This is a genomic window from Pseudomonas sp. YA1 (genome assembly GCF_058680555.1).
Window position 1 is genome coordinate 63,871 of record NZ_JBZWBG010000012.1, and the last position, 15,406, is coordinate 79,276.

Consider the following 15,406-nt stretch of genomic DNA (forward strand, 5'->3'; position numbering starts at 1 on the left):
GCGCCCGTCATGATGTTCGAACGCAGCCCCGACGATCCCCTTCCCCTGGTCTACGCCTGCTCCGGCTGCTCCAACGTGGCGCAACTGGCCAACGATCTCGCGCTGCGCCTGGATCGCGCCCGGCTGGCGGAGATGTCCTGCATCGCCGGAGTCGGCGGCGACGTCCCGCTGTTGGTCCGCCGGGCCCGCTCCGGGCGACCGATCCTGGCCCTCGACGGTTGCCCGCTGCATTGCGTGAAAGGCTGCCTGGCGCGCCACGAGGTAGTCCCGACCCTGCACCTGACCCTCAGCGAACACGGCCTGAAGAAGCGCTACGGCGAGGACTGCGAGGCGCAGGACGCCGAGCGCCTGTTCGTCGAGCTGGAGCGTCTGCTGACGCCGGGCGGCAAGCGCCGCTGCGAATGACGGCGCGGCCGGGGGCGGCGGCTATCCCCAGCCTGCCGCCCGCCTTTCGGCCTCCCTCGCGCATATCGCGGCGCCTCCGCCGCGTAAGCGTGCCCGTACCGCCTGCGATACGCAGCAGTGCGCTAGGATGTCCCCTCGGCTTCGAAGAAAGGACATTTCAATGCTGATCGGTGCGCTGCTGGTTCTCACCTGGGTCATCCTCCTCGTCCGATACCCGGCCAAGGCCCTGCCGGTCTCCCTGGCGGCTCTCGCCGGGCTGGGCCTGGTGGCGGCCTGGGTGATCTGGCAGGACAACGACGAAAGCCGCCACCTGCAACGCCAGGAACTGCGCCTGAGCTATGCGCCGGAACGCTGTCCGGTGGACCGGCCGCTGGCGGTCGAGCTGAAGAACGGCAGCGACCGTCCGTTGCTGGAGCTACGCTGGAGGATCGCCGCCTACCGCCCCGGCGACAGCGTCAACCTGGCCGACACCAGCTTCGACAGCCCGCGCTACCGGGCGCCGAACGCCCTGCTCGGCGGCGACAGCTGGCACGACTGCCTGCCGCTGCCGCCGCTGCGTCCGGGCTATCGCGCCAGCACCCTGGAATTCCGCGCCGAACGCCTGGACGGGCGTTTCGGCAACTGACCGAGGGAGGACCCGATGGAAACCCGCCGTCTGTTCGACCAGGGCTCCGCTGCCTACGCCAGCGCCCGCCCGCGTTATCCCGATGCGCTCTACCGCCATCTCGCCGGGCTCTGCGGCCAGCGCCGGCGCGCCTGGGACTGCGCCACCGGTACCGGCCAGGCCGCGCTCGGCCTGGCGCAGCACTTCGGCGAAGTCCTCGCCAGCGACACCAGCGCGCAGCAGATCGAACACGCCGTTGTCCATCCGGGTATCCGCTACAGCGTGCAGGACGCCGAAGCCACCGACTATCCCGACGCCGCCTTCGACCTGGTCTGCGTAGCCCAGGCCTGGCACTGGTTCGACCACTCGCGCTTCAACCGCGAGCTGCTGCGCGTGCTGCGTCCCGGCGGCGTGTTCGCCGCCTGGGGCTACGGCTGGTTCAGCATCGACGCGCAGATCGATGCCGCCATCGACGAGGAATACCTGCGCCCGATCGGCCCGTACTGGGCGCAACAGAACCGCCTGCTGTGGAACGCCTACCGGGATGTCGAGCTGCCGCTGGGCGAACTCCCCGCGCCGGCCTTCGTCATCGAGCAACAATGGAGCCTGGCCCGGTTGTTCGACTACATGGCCACCTGGTCGGCCAGCCGCCTGTGCCGCGAGGCGCAGGGCAACGCTTTCGTGCGCCAGGCCCTGCAACGGGTCGCCGCGCTCTGGGGCGAGCCGACCTCGACACGCAGGGTTCGCATGCCGCTGGCGCTGCGGATCGCGCGCAAGGACGCCTGACCGAGCCTTCGGGCGGTTTTCCGCGGTCGGCGAATCCAGTACGGTAGGCCGCCCTCCTTCCAACTCCCAGCCAAGGAACGCCGCCCCATGAGCCAACCCGTCGCCTTCGTCACCGGCTGCTCCAGCGGCATCGGCCGCGCCCTCGCCGACGCCTTCCAGCGCGCCGGCTACCGGGTCTGGGCCAGCGCACGCAAGGAAGACGACGTGCGCGCCCTGGCCGAGGCCGGCTTCCAGGCGGTGCAACTGGACGTCAACGACGCCGCCGCGCTGGCCCGTCTGGCCGAGGAGCTGGAAGTCGAAGCCGCCGGCCTCGACGTCCTGGTCAACAACGCCGGCTACGGCGCCATGGGTCCGCTGCTGGACGGCGGCGTCGACGCCATGCGCCGGCAGTTCGAGACCAACGTGTTCGCCGTGGTCGGCGTGACCCGCGCACTGTTCCCGCTACTGAGGCGCAAGTCCGGCCTGGTGGTGAACGTCGGCAGCGTCTCCGGCGTGCTGGTCACGCCCTTCGCCGGCGCCTACTGCGCCTCCAAGGCCGCGGTGCATGCGCTGAGCGATGCCCTGCGCCTGGAGCTGGCACCGTTCGGCGTCGAGGTGCTGGAAGTGCAGCCGGGCGCCATCGCCTCGAACTTCGGCGCCAGCGCCAGCCGCGAGCTGGACAGCGTGGTCGACGAACGCTCGCCCTGGTGGCCGTTGCGCCGGCAGATCCAGGCGCGCGCCGCGGCATCCCAGGACAATCCCACGTCCGCCGAAGACTTCGCCCGCCAGTTGCTAGCCGCCGTGCAGCGCCGTCCGCGCCCGCCGCTGGTGCGCATCGGCAATGGCAGCCGGGCCCTGCCGGCGCTGGCCCGCTGGCTACCGCGCGGCCTGCTGGAGCGGCTGCTGAAGAAGCGCTTCGGTCTCGACACGCGCCTCTGAAACCGCCAGGAGATACCGCCATGGGCGACCGCCTTGCCGTACCCATCCGCTACTACGCCCTGGCCGGGATCGCCGCGGCGATCCTGCTCAACGTGCTGCTGCGCGGGGTGGTCCGCTTCGGCGGCCTGCCGGCCAGCCTGCTGATCGCCGCGCTGGTCGCCGGCGGCCTGGCCTGGTGGTTCGCCCGCGCGCAGCGGCGCTGGCCGACCTGGGGCGAGCGCTTGCGCCTGGTCGCCCTGTATGGCGGAGTGCTCGGGGTCCTTTACCTGCTACTGGTCGGCCTCGCCTCGCTGAAAGGCGATCCCAGCCCGGCGGCACTGCTCATCGTGGTGCTGCACTACCTGTGCTATCCGGCGCTGTTGCTGGTGTTCTTCTCCGGCAGGGTCTATGGATTCTTCCTGCGCTGACGGGTGAAGCTGCCTCAACGAATTCTTCACATTCTCTTCAGCTCGGCTTGACCCGCCCTCGCCTAGTGTTGGCCACCCACCGCACGAGGCCGACATGCACCGTTCACCGCTCGCCTGGCTCCGCCTGCTCCTCGCCGCCGTGCTCGGCGCCTTCCTGCTCGGCGGCCCGCTGCATGCCGCCGAGACTGCCGCCCCGCGTTCGCCAGCCTGGGCGCAAGCGGTCGACCCGTCGATCAACCTCTACCGCATGAGCCCCACCCTCTATCGCAGCGCGCTGCCCAACGCACAGAGCGTCGCGCTGCTGCAACGCCTGCAGGTGAAGACGGTGGTCAGCTTCATCAAGGACGACGACCGCGCCTGGCTGGGCCAGGCTCCGGTGCGGGTGGTCAGCCTGCCGACCCACGCCGACCGGGTCGACGACGCCGAGGTGCTCAGCGTCCTCCGCCAGTTGCAGGCCGCCGAGCGCGAAGGCCCGGTACTGATGCACTGCAAGCACGGCAACAACCGCACCGGACTGTTCGCCGCCATGTACCGCATCGTCGTGCAGGGCTGGGACAAGCAGGCCGCGCTGGAGGAAATGCAGCGCGGCGGGTTCGGCGACGAGGACGACATGCGCGACGCCAGCGCCTATGTGCGCGGCGCCGACGTCGACGGCCTGCGCCTGGCGATGGCCAACGGCGAATGCAGCCCATCGCGCTTCGCCCTCTGCCATGTGCGCGAGTGGATGGCCCAGGCGCTCGACCGGCCGTAAACACGCGCAGGGCCGAAAGGCTTGGTCCCGTCACGCAAGTTTGGCACCCTTGGGACTCGCCGCCGCACGCGGCGGCCCACTTCGACAGCCGCGACGAGACTCCCATGAGCGATGCCCCGACCTCCCCGCGCTTCAGCGCCGCCACCAGCACCCGCCTGCTCGACCATGCGCAACTGGAGACGCTCTGCGCCGACTATGACGGCTTCCTTCTCGATCTCTGGGGCGTAGTGATGGACGGCGCCGAGGCGTTCCCCGGCGCCCTCGCCTGGCTCGCCCGGCGGCACGCCGAAGGCCGCCCGGTCTGGTTCCTCAGCAACTCGTCCAGCAGCGTGGTGGAAATGAGCGCCGGGCTCGAGCGCCTGGGCATCCGGCGCGACTGGTTCGCCGGCATCACCACGTCCGGCCAGTTGACTATCGACGCCCTGCTGCAAACCGCCGAATACCGGCGTGGCGGTATCTACCTGGCCGGCGTCGGCCTGGCCCAGCAGAGCTGGCCGGCGGAAATCCGCGAGCGCTTCGTCGACGACATCACCCAGGCGGCGCTGATCGTCGGCGTCGGCAGCTTTCCCCAGGAAGAACTGGAACAGCGCTTCGCGCCCCTGCGCGGCGCCACCGACCTGCCGTTCCTCTGCGCCAACCCGGACCGCGTGGTGGTTTCCGGCGGCCGCACGGTATACGGCGCGGGCATGCTCGCCGAGCTGTTCAGCGAGGAAGGCGGCCAGGTCAGTTGGTACGGCAAGCCCGACCCGGCGGCCTTCCGCATCGCCCAGCGGCAACTGGAAGCGCGCGGCGCGCGGCACATCCTGTTCGTCGGCGACTCGCTGGTGACCGACGTCCCCGGCGCCCTCGCCGCGCGCATCGATACCCTCTGGCTGGGCGCCACCGGCATCCACCGCGAAGCCCTGGGCGCCGAGTTCAACGGGGCGCTCGACGAGGAACGGGTCAGGTCGCTGCTGCACGGCTATCCGATCCGACCGCACTTTGCCGCGCCAGGGCTGGTCTGACCCCTCAAAGGTCGGAAAAAGGATGCGCGCATGCATTGGCTGGACTACCTGCAATGGCCCGCCATGCTGGTCACGGTGGTGGCCGCCTGGCTGGTGGCGTCGGCGCACCGGCGAAGACGCAAGGTCGGCTTCTGGGTGTTCCTCGCCAGCAACCTGCTGTGGATCGCCTGGGGCCTGTACGCCCAGGCCTATGCGCTGATCCTGCTGCAGGTCTGCCTGGCGGCGATGAACCTGCGCGGCACCCATCGCAACGAAGCGCCACAGGACAGCGCCTGATGGCCGCCAACGAAAACGCCCGCCATGACGGCGGGCGCTCGCCTTACGAAGGCTGCGCTCAGTGCGCCCCCTCGCTTTTCTCCAGCGGCTGGCCGGCGTAGATACGACGCACCAGCGGGCCGATGGAAAGCCCCTGGAGCAGGATCGATACCAGCACCACGATGTAGGTCAGGCTGAGGATCAGGTCGCGCTCCGGCCCCAGCGGCAGGGACAGCGCCAGCGCCACCGAGACGCCGCCGCGCAGCCCGCCCCAGACCAGGATGCGGATGGTGCCCGCCGGTACCTGCCGGTTGGCGCCACGGAAACGGCGCAGGACCAGGATCGCCGGCCCCACCGTGAGCAGGCGCGAGACCAGCACCGCGCCGCCGAGAGCGAAGGCCGCCGCCACGTGCAGCCAGGAGAACGGCAACAGCAGCAGCTCCAGGCCGATCAGGGCGAACAGTAGGGCGTTGAGGATCTCGTCGATCAGCTCCCAGAACTTGTCCACGTAGCGCCGGGTCTCGTCCGACATCGCGTAGTGGCGTCCGTGGTTGCCGATGATCAGCCCGGCCACCACCATCGCGATCGGCGCCGATACGTGCAGGCGCGCGGCCAGCGCGGCGCCGCCGATGACCAGGGCGAGGGTCAGCATGACCTCCACCTGGTACTGGTCGATGCCGCGCATCATCACGAACACGCCGTAGCCGAGCACCGCGCCGAAAAGCACGCCGCCGATGGCTTCCTGGACGAAGAGGATCGCCGTGGCACTGACCGTGGGCGCCTCGCCGAGCTGGAGGATGCCGAGGATGATGGCGAACACCACCACCGCGGTGCCGTCGTTGAACAGCGACTCGCCGACGATGGTGGTCGCCAGCGGTTTCGGCGCGCCGGCGGACTTGAGGATGCCGAGCACGGCGATGGGGTCGGTCGGCGAGATCAGCGCGCCGAACAGCAGGCAGTAGATGAAATCCACCTGCCAGCCGAACAGCGGGAAGGTGTAGTAGGCCAGGCCACCGATGACGAAGGTGGCGATCAGCACCCCGGCGGTGGCCAGCAGGCCGATCGGCCACTTGTAGCTGCGCAGGTCGGAGAGGTCGACGTGCAGTGCGCCGGCGAACAGCAGCGCGGGCAGAAACCAGGTCATCAGCACTTCGGAGAAGTCGATGCGGCGGATGATTTCCTGCATCTCCACCTCGAGGATCGGATAGCCCAGTTCCGACAGACCCTGGACGATCAGCGAGAACACCAGCGCCGTGGCCATCACGCCGATGGTCGGCGGCAGGCGGATGAAGCGGTAGTTGACGTAGGTGAGCAAGGTGGTCAAGGCAATGAATGCCGCGACGAGATCGAGCATGACGCGGGGTACTCCCTTAGCAGAAGGTAAAACACCTACCCCAAAAGGCCGATCCGTGAACCGTGGGGTGCGAATGTCTGGAAAAGCCCGAGAAAATTTCGGAACCCGCATCATAACCGCAGAAAAGCCCTGGGCGTCGAGCGCACCGATACGGTGCATGGCGCGCCGCCGACGCGGCAACGCCCTTCTCGCCCGCTCCCCCGGGAAAATTTCTTCGTTCGCCGCCAGCCCAGGCGAGACGGCGGCTGCGGCCGCTTGCCCAGGCCCGGTCATGGCACAAGCATGGCCGTTTCGTTGAACCTCCGCGAACGACGAACGGTCAACCCTTTCAGGGTCGGCAATTCGGTGCCCATCCGAAGCCTTTGATTTCCGGCCCGTTTCCGCGCTTCGACGAAGCGCCCGACAGCGTAGCCAACGCTCATTCCGAAGGGAGTCCCGACCATGGTGAAAACCTGTGGCAAGGCCCTGCTCGGCCTCTGCGCCGCAGCCGCCGTACTGGCCTTGCTGATCCACTGGATCACCCCCGCGACCATCCTCCACTACCGCGAGGACCTGCTGTTCTACTTGCAGGCCCACCTGGTGCTGGTCTTCAGTTCGATGGCGGCCGCCCTGCTGGTCGGCGTGCCGGCCGGCATCCTGCTCAGCCGTCCCGGCATGCAGGCCCAGGCCGAACGCCTGATGCAGGTGTTCAACGTCGGCAACACCATCCCGCCGCTGGCGGTGCTGGCCATCGCCCTGGCGATCATCGGCATCGGCAACGGCCCGGCGATCCTCGCCTTGTTCCTCGCCTCGCTGCTGCCGATCGTGCGCAACACCTACGAGGGCCTGCGCAATGTCTCGCCGGCGCTGAAGGAAGCCGCCACCGGCATCGGCATGACGCCCAACCAGGTGCTGCTGCGGGTGGAACTGCCGAACGCGGTGCCGATCATCGTCGGCGGCGTGCGCGTGGCCCTGGCGCTGAACGTCGGCTCCGCGCCGCTGGCGTTCCTGATCGGCGCCAACAGCCTGGGCAGCCTGATCTTCCCCGGCATCTACCTGAACAACCACCAGCAACTGCTGCTCGGCGCCGCCTGCACGGCGCTCCTCGCCCTGCTGCTGGACGCCCTGGTGGTGCTGTTCAGCCGCATGTTCCTGGAACGCGGCCTGACCGCCAAGGAGGCCTGATGAACCGACTGATCCGCTCACTCTGCCTGGCCTGCGCCGGCCTGTTCGCCGCCGGCCTGGCGCAGGCGGAAACCCTGCGCATCGGCGGCAAGACCTTCACCGAGCAACGCATCCTCACCGCCATCACCGCGCAGTTCCTGCAGAAGCGCGGCTACGACGTGACGGTCACCACCGGCCTGGGCAGCACCCTGGCCCGCGCCGCCCAGGAAAGCGGCCAGCTGGATATCGTCTGGGAGTACACCGGCTCGTCGCTGATCGTCTACAACCACATCGACGAGAAGCTCGACGCCGCGGCTTCCTACCGCCGGGTCAAGCAACTCGACGAAGCCCAGGGCCTGGTCTGGCTGAAGCCGACCCGCTTCAACAACACCTATGCCCTGGCCATGCCCGAGGAACAGGCCGAGCGCCTGGGCATCCAGAGCGTCAGCGATCTCGCGCGGGTGCTCGCCGAACAGCAGGAGGCCGAGCCCGGGAGCACCCACCTGTTCGCCATGGACCCGGAGTTCGCCGGCCGCCCCGACGGCCTCGGCCCCATGAGCGAGCTGTACGGCCTGCACTTCACCCGCAACGACATCCGCCAGATGGACGCCGGGCTGGTCTACACCGCGCTGAAGAACCGCCAGGTGTTCCTCGGCCTCGTCTACACCACCGACGGCCGCCTGAAGGATTTCAAGCTGCGCGTGCTGAAGGACGACAAGCAGTACTTCCCCTTCTACAACGCCGCCCCGGTGGTGCGTAAGGAGGTCATGCAACGCCATCCGGAGTTCGCCACGCTGTTCGATCCGATCATCGAGCGGCTCGACGACGCCACCATGCAGGCGCTCAACGCGCGGGTCGATATCGAGCAGCAGACGCCACAGAAGGTCGCCGCCGACTTCCTCCGCGAACACCGCCTGCTCGACGACGGCCAGGCCGGCCAGGGAGGTAGCCAGTAATGGACTTCTTCAGCGTGCTTTCCCATCTCGACTGGTCCCAGGTCGGCCAGCTCACCCTCCAGCACCTGCTGCTGGTACTGGTCGCCGTAGGCCTGGCGATCCTCGTCGGCGTGCCGCTGGGCGTGCTGATGACCCGCTTCACGTGGCTGGCCGGCCCGTTGCAGGGCGCCGCCACGGTGATGCTGACCATCCCCTCGATCGCCCTGTTCGGCCTGCTGATGCCGGTCTACTCGGTATTCGGCCAGGGCCTCGGGCCGCTGCCGGCGATCACCGCGGTGTTCCTCTATTCGCTGCTGCCGATCCTGCGCAACACCTACCTCGCCCTGACCGGCGTCGAAGCGGGCATCCGCGAGGCCGGCAAGGGCATCGGCATGACCTTCTGGCAACGCCTGCGGATGGTCGACATTCCCCTCGCGGTGCCGGTGATCCTCGCCGGCGTACGCACCGCCGTGGTGATGAACATCGGCGTGATGACCATCGCCGCGGTGATCGGCGCCGGCGGCCTGGGCGTGCTGATCCTCACTTCCATCAGCCAGAGCAACATGCCGATGCTGGTGGTCGGCGCGGTACTGGTCAGCCTCCTGGCCATCGTCGCCGACCTGCTGCTGCAATGGCTGCAACGCATCCTCACCCCCAAGGGACTGCGCGCCAGCGCGCACTGACAGGAGCCGAACATGATCGAACTGGACAAGCTCAGCAAGACCTTCACCCAGAAGAACGGCAAGGAGTTCCGCGCCGTCGATTCCGTCAGCCTGACCGTGGAGAAAGGCGAGATCTGCGTCTTCCTCGGCCCCTCCGGCTGCGGCAAGACCACCACCCTGAAGATGATCAACCGGATCATCCCGCCGACCTCCGGCCGCGTGCTGATCGACGGCCAGGACACCGCGGACCTCGACGAAGTCACCCTGCGTCGCCACATCGGCTACGTGATCCAGCAGATCGGCCTGTTCCCGAACATGACCATCGAGGAAAACATCATGGTCGTGCCGCGCCTGCTCGGCTGGGACAAGGCGCGCTGCAAGGAGAAGGCCCGCGAGCTGATGAGCATGGTCAAGCTGGAGCCCAAGCAGTACCTGCAACGCTACCCGCGCGAACTCTCCGGCGGCCAGCAGCAGCGCGTCGGGGTGATCCGCGCGCTGGCGGCGGACGCGCCGCTGCTGCTGATGGACGAGCCGTTCGGCGCGGTCGATCCGATCAACCGCGAGTCGATCCAGAACGAGTTCTTCGAGATGCAGCGCAAGCTCGGCATGACCGTGATCATGGTCAGCCACGACATCGACGAAGCCATCAAGCTGGGCGACAAGGTGGCGGTGTTCAAGAGCGGCCGGCTGCTCCAGTACGACCACCCGGATACCCTGCTGGCGCACCCGGCGGACGAGTTCGTCAGCGCCTTCACCGGCCAGGACAGCACGCTCAAGCGCCTGCTCCTGGTGCGCGCCGAGGACGCCGCCGACAGCAGCCTGGTCACCGCCCGGCCGCAGACCCCGGTGGCCGAGGCGCTGGAACTGATGGACGAGAACGACCGGCGCTACCTGATCGTGGTGGATGACCAGGGCAAGGGCCTGGGCTACGTGCGACGCAAGGACCTGCGCCGCCAGGAAGGCACCTGCGAACCGTTCGTCACCCCGTTCCGGGTCACCGCCAGCCACGACGAGCACCTGCGCATCCTGTTGTCGCGGATGTACGAGTTCAACAGCTCCTGGCTGCCGGTGCTCGACCCGAACCAGCAGTTCCTCGGCGAGGTCACCCAGGAATCCATCGCCGACTACCTCAGCTCCGGCCGCTCGCGCGGCGGCAAGGGCCTGATCGTGTCGCCGGCCGAACAGGTCGGAGCGTAGGCCGCCGGGTGGATATTCACCGCCGGCAGCCGCCAACCGCAGCGTATTCCTGGCGAGTGGCGCCCTCTTCCGCCCCGCCGAAACGAAAAAGCCCGGCATCCGCCGGGCTTCTCCATGCCTCTTTCACTCAACCGGCCCGCCCCGGCGCGTGCGCCGCCGAGGCCTGGTCGTCGCGCCCTTGCGGCTTGACGATCACCGTGCAGGTGATCCCCGCCGAGAGCAGCACGCCGTCCGGCACTTCGTCGATGTGTACCCGCACCGGCACGCGCTGGGCCAGGCGCACCCAGTTGAAAGTGGGGTTGACGTCGGCGGTCAGCTCGCGGCTTTCCGGGTTGTCGCGGTCGTAGATGCCGCGGGCGATGCTTTCCACGTGGCCCTTGAGGTGTTCGCCGCTCATCAGCTGCATGTCCACCGGGTCGCCTTCGCGGATGTACGGCAGCTTGGTTTCCTCGAAGTAGCCGTAGACCCAGTAGGAGTTCTTGTCGATCACCGCCATCTTCGCCTCGCCGACCCGCGCGTAGTCACCACGGTGCACGTTGAGGTTGGTGACGTAGCCGTCGACCTGCGCCACCACCCGGGTGCGCTCCAGGTTCAGGCGCGCGGCGTCGAGCTGGGCCTTGGCCTGCTCGTAGTCGGCCATCGCCGCGGCGGCGGTGTTGTGGGCGTCGTCGCGGCTTTCTCGGGAGACCACCATCTCATCCATTTCCGCGCGCCGCCGGGCGTTCAGCTGGCGCATCTCCAGGGTCGCCTTGCGCGAGGCGACCAGCGACTCGGCCTGCTTCACCGCGATGCGGTAGTGGTCGGGGTCGATCTGCATCAGCAGGTCGCCTTTCTTCACCAACTGGTTGTCGCGCACCGGGACGTCGACGACGATCCCGGAAACGTCGGCGGCGACATTGATCACGTCGGCGCGCACGCGACCGTCGCGGGTCCAGGGGGTGTCCATGTAGTTGACCCACAGGGTCCGCCCGATGAATACGGCGACCAGCAGGATCAGCAGGGTCGCCAGCAGGCTGATTACGGATTTCAAGGTCATGGTCGGCTCACGATAACGAAGAGGTGCGCTACCGCCTCAGCGGTAGATGGTCAGGGACAGGCCGCCGTACAGGCAGGCGAACAGGCTGACCCGGAACAGCGCCGGGTGCCAGGTGAAGCGATACAGGCCAACCGAGGCGAAGATCCGGTCGAGGCCCCAGGTGAGCGCCGCGGCGATCACGAACAACAGCGTCAGGGTCGGCATGTAGACCCCATGGATGGCGATTTCACGAGGCATGGACGGTACCTTGGCCGCTCGTCCGACCGGCCAGTTCGGTCAGCGGCGAGGTCGGCGCGAGCAAGGAAGAACGGATGAAGTGCAGGTAGCTGCGCACCCGCCGTAGCGGCGAGCTGTCGAAGTGCGGCGCGCAGGGTTCGTCGGTGTGCCTGGCCGCGTGGATGGCCTGGTCGACGGCCGCCAGGGCGCGCTCCAGGTTCTCCGCGCCAGGGCGCACGAACAGTCGGATCAGGGCGCGCCCCATGGCGCGGATCGCCTGGCGCCAGGGCATGGCCTCGGCGTAGCAGGGTTCGTCCGGCAGGCGCTCCTGCTCGCGACGCAGCTCGATGATCGCGTGGCCGACCTCGAGCACCAGGAACATCCAGCGCAGCAGGCCGCGCTGCACGTCCGGGCGCCCGGCAGCGACGCCATAGGCCTGGTTCAGCAGGTCGCGGGTGCCGCTTTCGAAGGCCGAGCCAAGCCCCCTGCTCCTGCCGCTGATGGCGAACACCACGCGCATCCGCAGGTCGCGCTCGAGGCGCTTCCACAGCCAGGCGCTGTTGGGCGGCAGAATGACCGCGGCGGCCGCGGCCGAGAGCAGCATCGAGAGGATCAGGGCGATGTACTCGTTGATCACGTGGGCCGGGTCGTAGACGGTCAGGTTCGCCGGCACCGAACCGAAGCAGAAGAACACCAGCAGGCCGAGACCGTAGCCGGCCCACTGCGGCCGCGAGGAGATGAACGCGCCGAGGGCGAACACCGGCGCCAGCACCAGGCACAGCAGCGGGAAACCGTCGATGTGCGGGTAGACGAAGAACATCTCGCTGAAGCCGAGCAGCGCCGCCGCCATGGTGCCGATGGCCATCTGCATGGCGACCTTCTTCGGGTTCGGCGCCGCCGAGGCCAACGCCGAGACCGCCACCGCGTTGAGGGCGAAGGTGCCGCCGCTGGGCCAGGTGCTGTAGATCCAGAAACAGCCGAACAGCAGGATCATCAACCCGGTGCGCATCCCCGCCACTGCCGCCGCCACCGCGTTGGCCTTGGCGGTGAAGGCGTCCTTCCACTGCTCGCGCTCGTGGCGGTGGGCGGCCAGCGAGGCATGGGTCAGGGCGTAGTCGTGCATCTCCTCGGCGAAACGGTAGAGCAGCTCGGCGGCGGTATTGAAGTCCAGCCGCGCCTCTTCGCCCGGCTCCCGCGCCAGCAGTTCTCCGCGCGCCTGGCGGATGCGCGCCATCAGGCGTTCGCGGCAGTCGGCGAGGCGCTGGGCGAAGCGCTCGGCGTCATGGTCGGTGACGGCGCGGCCACGGATCTCCTCGAGCAGCCCGGTGATTTCCTCCAGGCACGGTTCGAACGCTTCCAGCACCTGGGTGGAGCCCTGCGCGCGCAGGCGTTCGAGCAGTTGGTGGAGGGCGTGGAAACGGGTATTCATGGCCATGAACTCGCTGCTCAGGCGAATCAGCCGGCCATTGCGCAGGCGCATGTGCGGATCCTCGAAGGCGCTCGCCGCGCGCATCGTCTCCAGGCCCACGGCCTGGGCGGCGAAGGCCACGTTGCTGCTTTCGAAGCGCTCGCGCCCGCCGACCCCGCGCAGGCTGTCGAGGACGAACGCGGCGAACAGGCCGAAGCGCACGTACAGCGCATTGCGCATCGCCGCGCTGGTGGTCTGCGGCATGATCACCGCGCTGACCACGCCCGAGCAGAGAATCGCCAGGCTGATTTCCAGGACCCGCCAGATCGCCTGCATGAAGGCGCCTTCCGGATGGCTGGTGGCGGGGATGCCGATCAGCGTCGCGGTGTAGCCGGCGAGCACGCAGGCGTAGGAGCGGAAGTCACGGTAGCGGGCGGCCCCGGCGGTGCAGAGACCGATCCAGATCGCCGAGCTGAGCAGGAACAGCACCCGCTCCTGGGCGAACAGGGCGATCAGGGTGACCATCACGCTGAGGCCGACCAGGGTGCCGAGGATGCGGTAGAAGCTCTTGGCGAACACCTGGCCGCTCTGCGGCTGCATGACGATGAACACGGTGATGGTCGCCGTGCTCGGTTGCGGCAACTCCAGGCGCATCGCCAGCCAGAGGGTCAGGAAGGCCGCGCAGAGCACCTTGAACACGTAGATCCAGGTCGCCCCGTCGCTGCGCGCCCACTCGGCCAGCGCGCGCCGCCACGCGTCGCGGCTGGGCAGGGCGAAACCAGCGGAGCGGCCACTCATCGCGAAGATACCGCTCTGACCGGGACGTTCTCCGGCGCCAGCTTCCGCTGCGCCGGCGTATCGGCGCCGGCCCCGACGCCGCCGCCGAGGGCGGTGAGCAGGCTGGCATGGGCGGCCAGCCGGGCGGCCTGCACCTGCTCCTGGACCAGTTGCTGCTGGAACAGCCGGGTCTGCGCGTTGAGCACGTTGAGGTAATCGGTGAGGCCGCGCTGGTAGGCCAGGGTGGCGATATCGTAGGTCTTCTGCGCGGAAGCCACCGATTGCGCGGCGAAGTCCTTCTGGATGTCCACCGAATGCAGGCGGATCAACTGGTCGGAAATGTTCTTCAGCGCATCCACCAGGGTCTGGTTGTATTGCTCCACCGCCGCGTCGTAGCCGGCCGCCGCCTCGCCCAACTGCGAACGCAGGCGGCCGCCGTCGAAGATCGGCAGGGTCACCGCCGGGCCGGCGCTGTAGGTGTACTTGGCGCTGCGGAAGAACTCCAGCATGCCGCCGCCGACGGCACTGAAGCCGACCGAGGCCATCAGGTCGACGTTGGGGTAGAAGTCGGCGCGCGCCACGTCCACGCCCTTGGCCAGGGCGGCGACCTGCCAGCGGCGGGCGACCACATCCGGGCGGCGACCGAGCAGTTCGGCCGGCAAGGCGCTGGGCAGGCTCGGCTGCGCCGCCAGGTTCAGGCTTGGCCGGCGGATCGTGCGGCCCTCGCCCGGGCCCTTGCCGGCCAGTGCGGCGAGCAGGTTGCGGGTGAGCTGGATTTCTTCGTCGATCACCTCGATGCGGCGCTCGGTCTCGGGCAGCGGCACTTCCGCCTGGCTGACCTCGAAATGCGTGCCGATGCCGCCGCGCAGGCGACGCTGGGCCAGGGCGAGGATGTCGCGCTGCTGTTGCAGCATGGCCTTGGCGATGTCCATCTCGGCGTACTGCAACGAGAGCTGGACGTAGGCGCGCACGATGTTACCCTCCAGCTCGAGCTGCGCCTGGCGCGCCTCGGCGGCGGCCATGTGGGCCAGGTCGACGGCGCGCTCGCTGTCGCTGCGGTCGCGCCCCCAGAGATCGATCTTGTAGTTCAGGCCGATCTCGGTGGAGTTGTTCCAGGAAGTGGTCCGCGCCAGGTCGCCGGGGCCGTAGAAATAGTCGTCCGGCCAGCGGTGGCGGACCAGCGAGCCCTTGCCCTCGATCTGCGGCGACTCGATGGACTCCACCAGCCCGGCCATGGACTTCGCCTGGCGTACCCGCGCATGGGCTACCGCCAGGCCTGGATTGCCGTCCAGCGCCTTCTCGATCCAGGCGTCCAGCTGCGGATCGGCATACACCTTCCACCACTGCGCCTGCGGCCAGCCGGCCTCGCGGGCGGCAGCCTGGATCGCATGGTCGGTGGCCAGGGCGTTGGCGTCGAGCGTGGCGGCCTGGGGGGCGATATCGCCTGTACTGACACAACCGGATATTGCGGAGAAAACGACGAGAAAACCGACGAAGGAGCCGACCAAGGTCAGTTCCTTCCTGAGAGCACGCGGCACGTTGTCTGAT

Annotated in this window: 17 protein-coding genes; 12 read left to right on the forward strand and 5 right to left on the reverse strand. The window is 68.6% G+C overall.

Features of this window, described 5'->3' with window-relative positions; translation table 11 throughout:
* The first annotated feature begins 9 nt into the window (after positions 1–9).
* From anvM to AC4OR5_RS18175, 8 genes are all read left to right on the forward strand, one after another.
* Positions 10–405, forward strand: coding sequence for an anaerobic/virulence modulator AnvM (gene anvM / locus AC4OR5_RS18140; protein ID WP_003092971.1), 396 nt, complete (start codon positions 10–12; stop codon positions 403–405).
* Between the two features lie 160 nt (positions 406–565).
* On the forward strand, positions 566–1,030 hold the full coding sequence (locus AC4OR5_RS18145) for a hypothetical protein (protein WP_003092973.1): 465 nt from the start codon (positions 566–568) through the stop codon (positions 1,028–1,030).
* Between the two features lie 15 nt (positions 1,031–1,045).
* Positions 1,046–1,795 carry a class I SAM-dependent methyltransferase gene (locus AC4OR5_RS18150; RefSeq protein ID WP_003092974.1) on the forward strand — a complete coding sequence of 250 codons (750 nt, stop codon included), beginning with the start codon at positions 1,046–1,048 and terminating at the stop codon, positions 1,793–1,795.
* A gap of 87 nt (positions 1,796–1,882) precedes the next feature.
* Complete coding sequence (locus AC4OR5_RS18155; protein ID WP_023089427.1) at positions 1,883–2,713, forward strand: SDR family oxidoreductase; 831 nt, start codon at positions 1,883–1,885, stop codon at positions 2,711–2,713.
* 20 nt (positions 2,714–2,733) lie between these two features.
* Positions 2,734–3,120: a hypothetical protein gene (locus AC4OR5_RS18160; RefSeq protein WP_003113771.1), complete on the forward strand. Its 387-nt coding sequence runs from the start codon at positions 2,734–2,736 to the stop codon at positions 3,118–3,120.
* Between the two features lie 94 nt (positions 3,121–3,214).
* Positions 3,215–3,871, forward strand: a complete 657-nt coding sequence (gene tpbA, locus AC4OR5_RS18165; RefSeq protein WP_003111594.1) for a tyrosine phosphatase TpbA — start codon at positions 3,215–3,217, stop codon at positions 3,869–3,871.
* Between the two features lie 104 nt (positions 3,872–3,975).
* Positions 3,976–4,875 (forward strand): TIGR01459 family HAD-type hydrolase, encoded by a 900-nt coding sequence (locus tag AC4OR5_RS18170; protein WP_003137765.1) that lies wholly within the window; start codon positions 3,976–3,978, stop codon positions 4,873–4,875.
* 30 nt (positions 4,876–4,905) lie between these two features.
* Positions 4,906–5,151 carry a YgjV family protein gene (locus tag AC4OR5_RS18175; protein ID WP_003092978.1) on the forward strand — a complete coding sequence of 82 codons (246 nt, stop codon included), beginning with the start codon at positions 4,906–4,908 and terminating at the stop codon, positions 5,149–5,151.
* A gap of 58 nt (positions 5,152–5,209) precedes the next feature.
* Here the strand turns inward: AC4OR5_RS18175 and AC4OR5_RS18180 are convergent, their stop codons facing one another.
* Complete coding sequence (locus AC4OR5_RS18180) at positions 5,210–6,484, reverse strand: cation:proton antiporter (RefSeq protein WP_003092979.1); 1,275 nt, start codon at positions 6,482–6,484, stop codon at positions 5,210–5,212.
* A gap of 441 nt (positions 6,485–6,925) precedes the next feature.
* On the opposite strand from AC4OR5_RS18180, the gene AC4OR5_RS18185 reads away from it, so the two are divergent.
* From AC4OR5_RS18185 to AC4OR5_RS18200, 4 genes are read left to right on the forward strand one after another with little or no spacing between them, the layout of a single operon-like run.
* Entirely contained in the window at positions 6,926–7,648 is a 723-nt protein-coding gene (locus AC4OR5_RS18185) for an ABC transporter permease (protein ID WP_003092982.1), read from the forward strand.
* The gene (locus AC4OR5_RS18190; protein ID WP_023092470.1) at positions 7,648–8,583 is read left to right on the forward strand and encodes a glycine betaine ABC transporter substrate-binding protein; all 936 of its coding nucleotides are present in this window, start codon (positions 7,648–7,650) and stop codon (positions 8,581–8,583) included. Before AC4OR5_RS18185 ends, AC4OR5_RS18190 begins: the two co-directional genes overlap by 1 nt.
* The gene (locus AC4OR5_RS18195; RefSeq protein WP_003092985.1) at positions 8,583–9,245 is read left to right on the forward strand and encodes an ABC transporter permease; all 663 of its coding nucleotides are present in this window, start codon (positions 8,583–8,585) and stop codon (positions 9,243–9,245) included. Before AC4OR5_RS18190 ends, AC4OR5_RS18195 begins: the two co-directional genes overlap by 1 nt.
* 12 nt (positions 9,246–9,257) lie before the next feature.
* On the forward strand, positions 9,258–10,421 hold the full coding sequence (locus AC4OR5_RS18200) for an ABC transporter ATP-binding protein (protein WP_058160521.1): 1,164 nt from the start codon (positions 9,258–9,260) through the stop codon (positions 10,419–10,421).
* A gap of 127 nt (positions 10,422–10,548) precedes the next feature.
* On the opposite strand, the gene AC4OR5_RS18205 is transcribed toward AC4OR5_RS18200, so the two are convergent.
* From AC4OR5_RS18205 to AC4OR5_RS18220, 4 genes are read right to left on the reverse strand one after another with little or no spacing between them, the layout of a single operon-like run.
* Positions 10,549–11,457, reverse strand: a complete 909-nt coding sequence (locus AC4OR5_RS18205) for an efflux RND transporter periplasmic adaptor subunit (protein ID WP_009313419.1) — start codon at positions 11,455–11,457, stop codon at positions 10,549–10,551.
* Positions 11,458–11,493: 36 nt separating this feature from the next.
* Positions 11,494–11,694 (reverse strand): DUF1656 domain-containing protein, encoded by a 201-nt coding sequence (locus AC4OR5_RS18210; protein WP_003082823.1) that lies wholly within the window; start codon positions 11,692–11,694, stop codon positions 11,494–11,496.
* Positions 11,684–13,879, reverse strand: coding sequence for an FUSC family protein (locus tag AC4OR5_RS18215; protein WP_058160522.1), 2,196 nt, complete (start codon positions 13,877–13,879; stop codon positions 11,684–11,686). The genes AC4OR5_RS18210 and AC4OR5_RS18215 overlap by 11 nt, the downstream gene beginning before the upstream one ends.
* On the reverse strand, positions 13,876–15,366 hold the full coding sequence (locus tag AC4OR5_RS18220) for an efflux transporter outer membrane subunit (protein ID WP_058160523.1): 1,491 nt from the start codon (positions 15,364–15,366) through the stop codon (positions 13,876–13,878). The genes AC4OR5_RS18215 and AC4OR5_RS18220 overlap by 4 nt, the downstream gene beginning before the upstream one ends.
* Positions 15,367–15,406 lie beyond the last annotated feature (40 nt).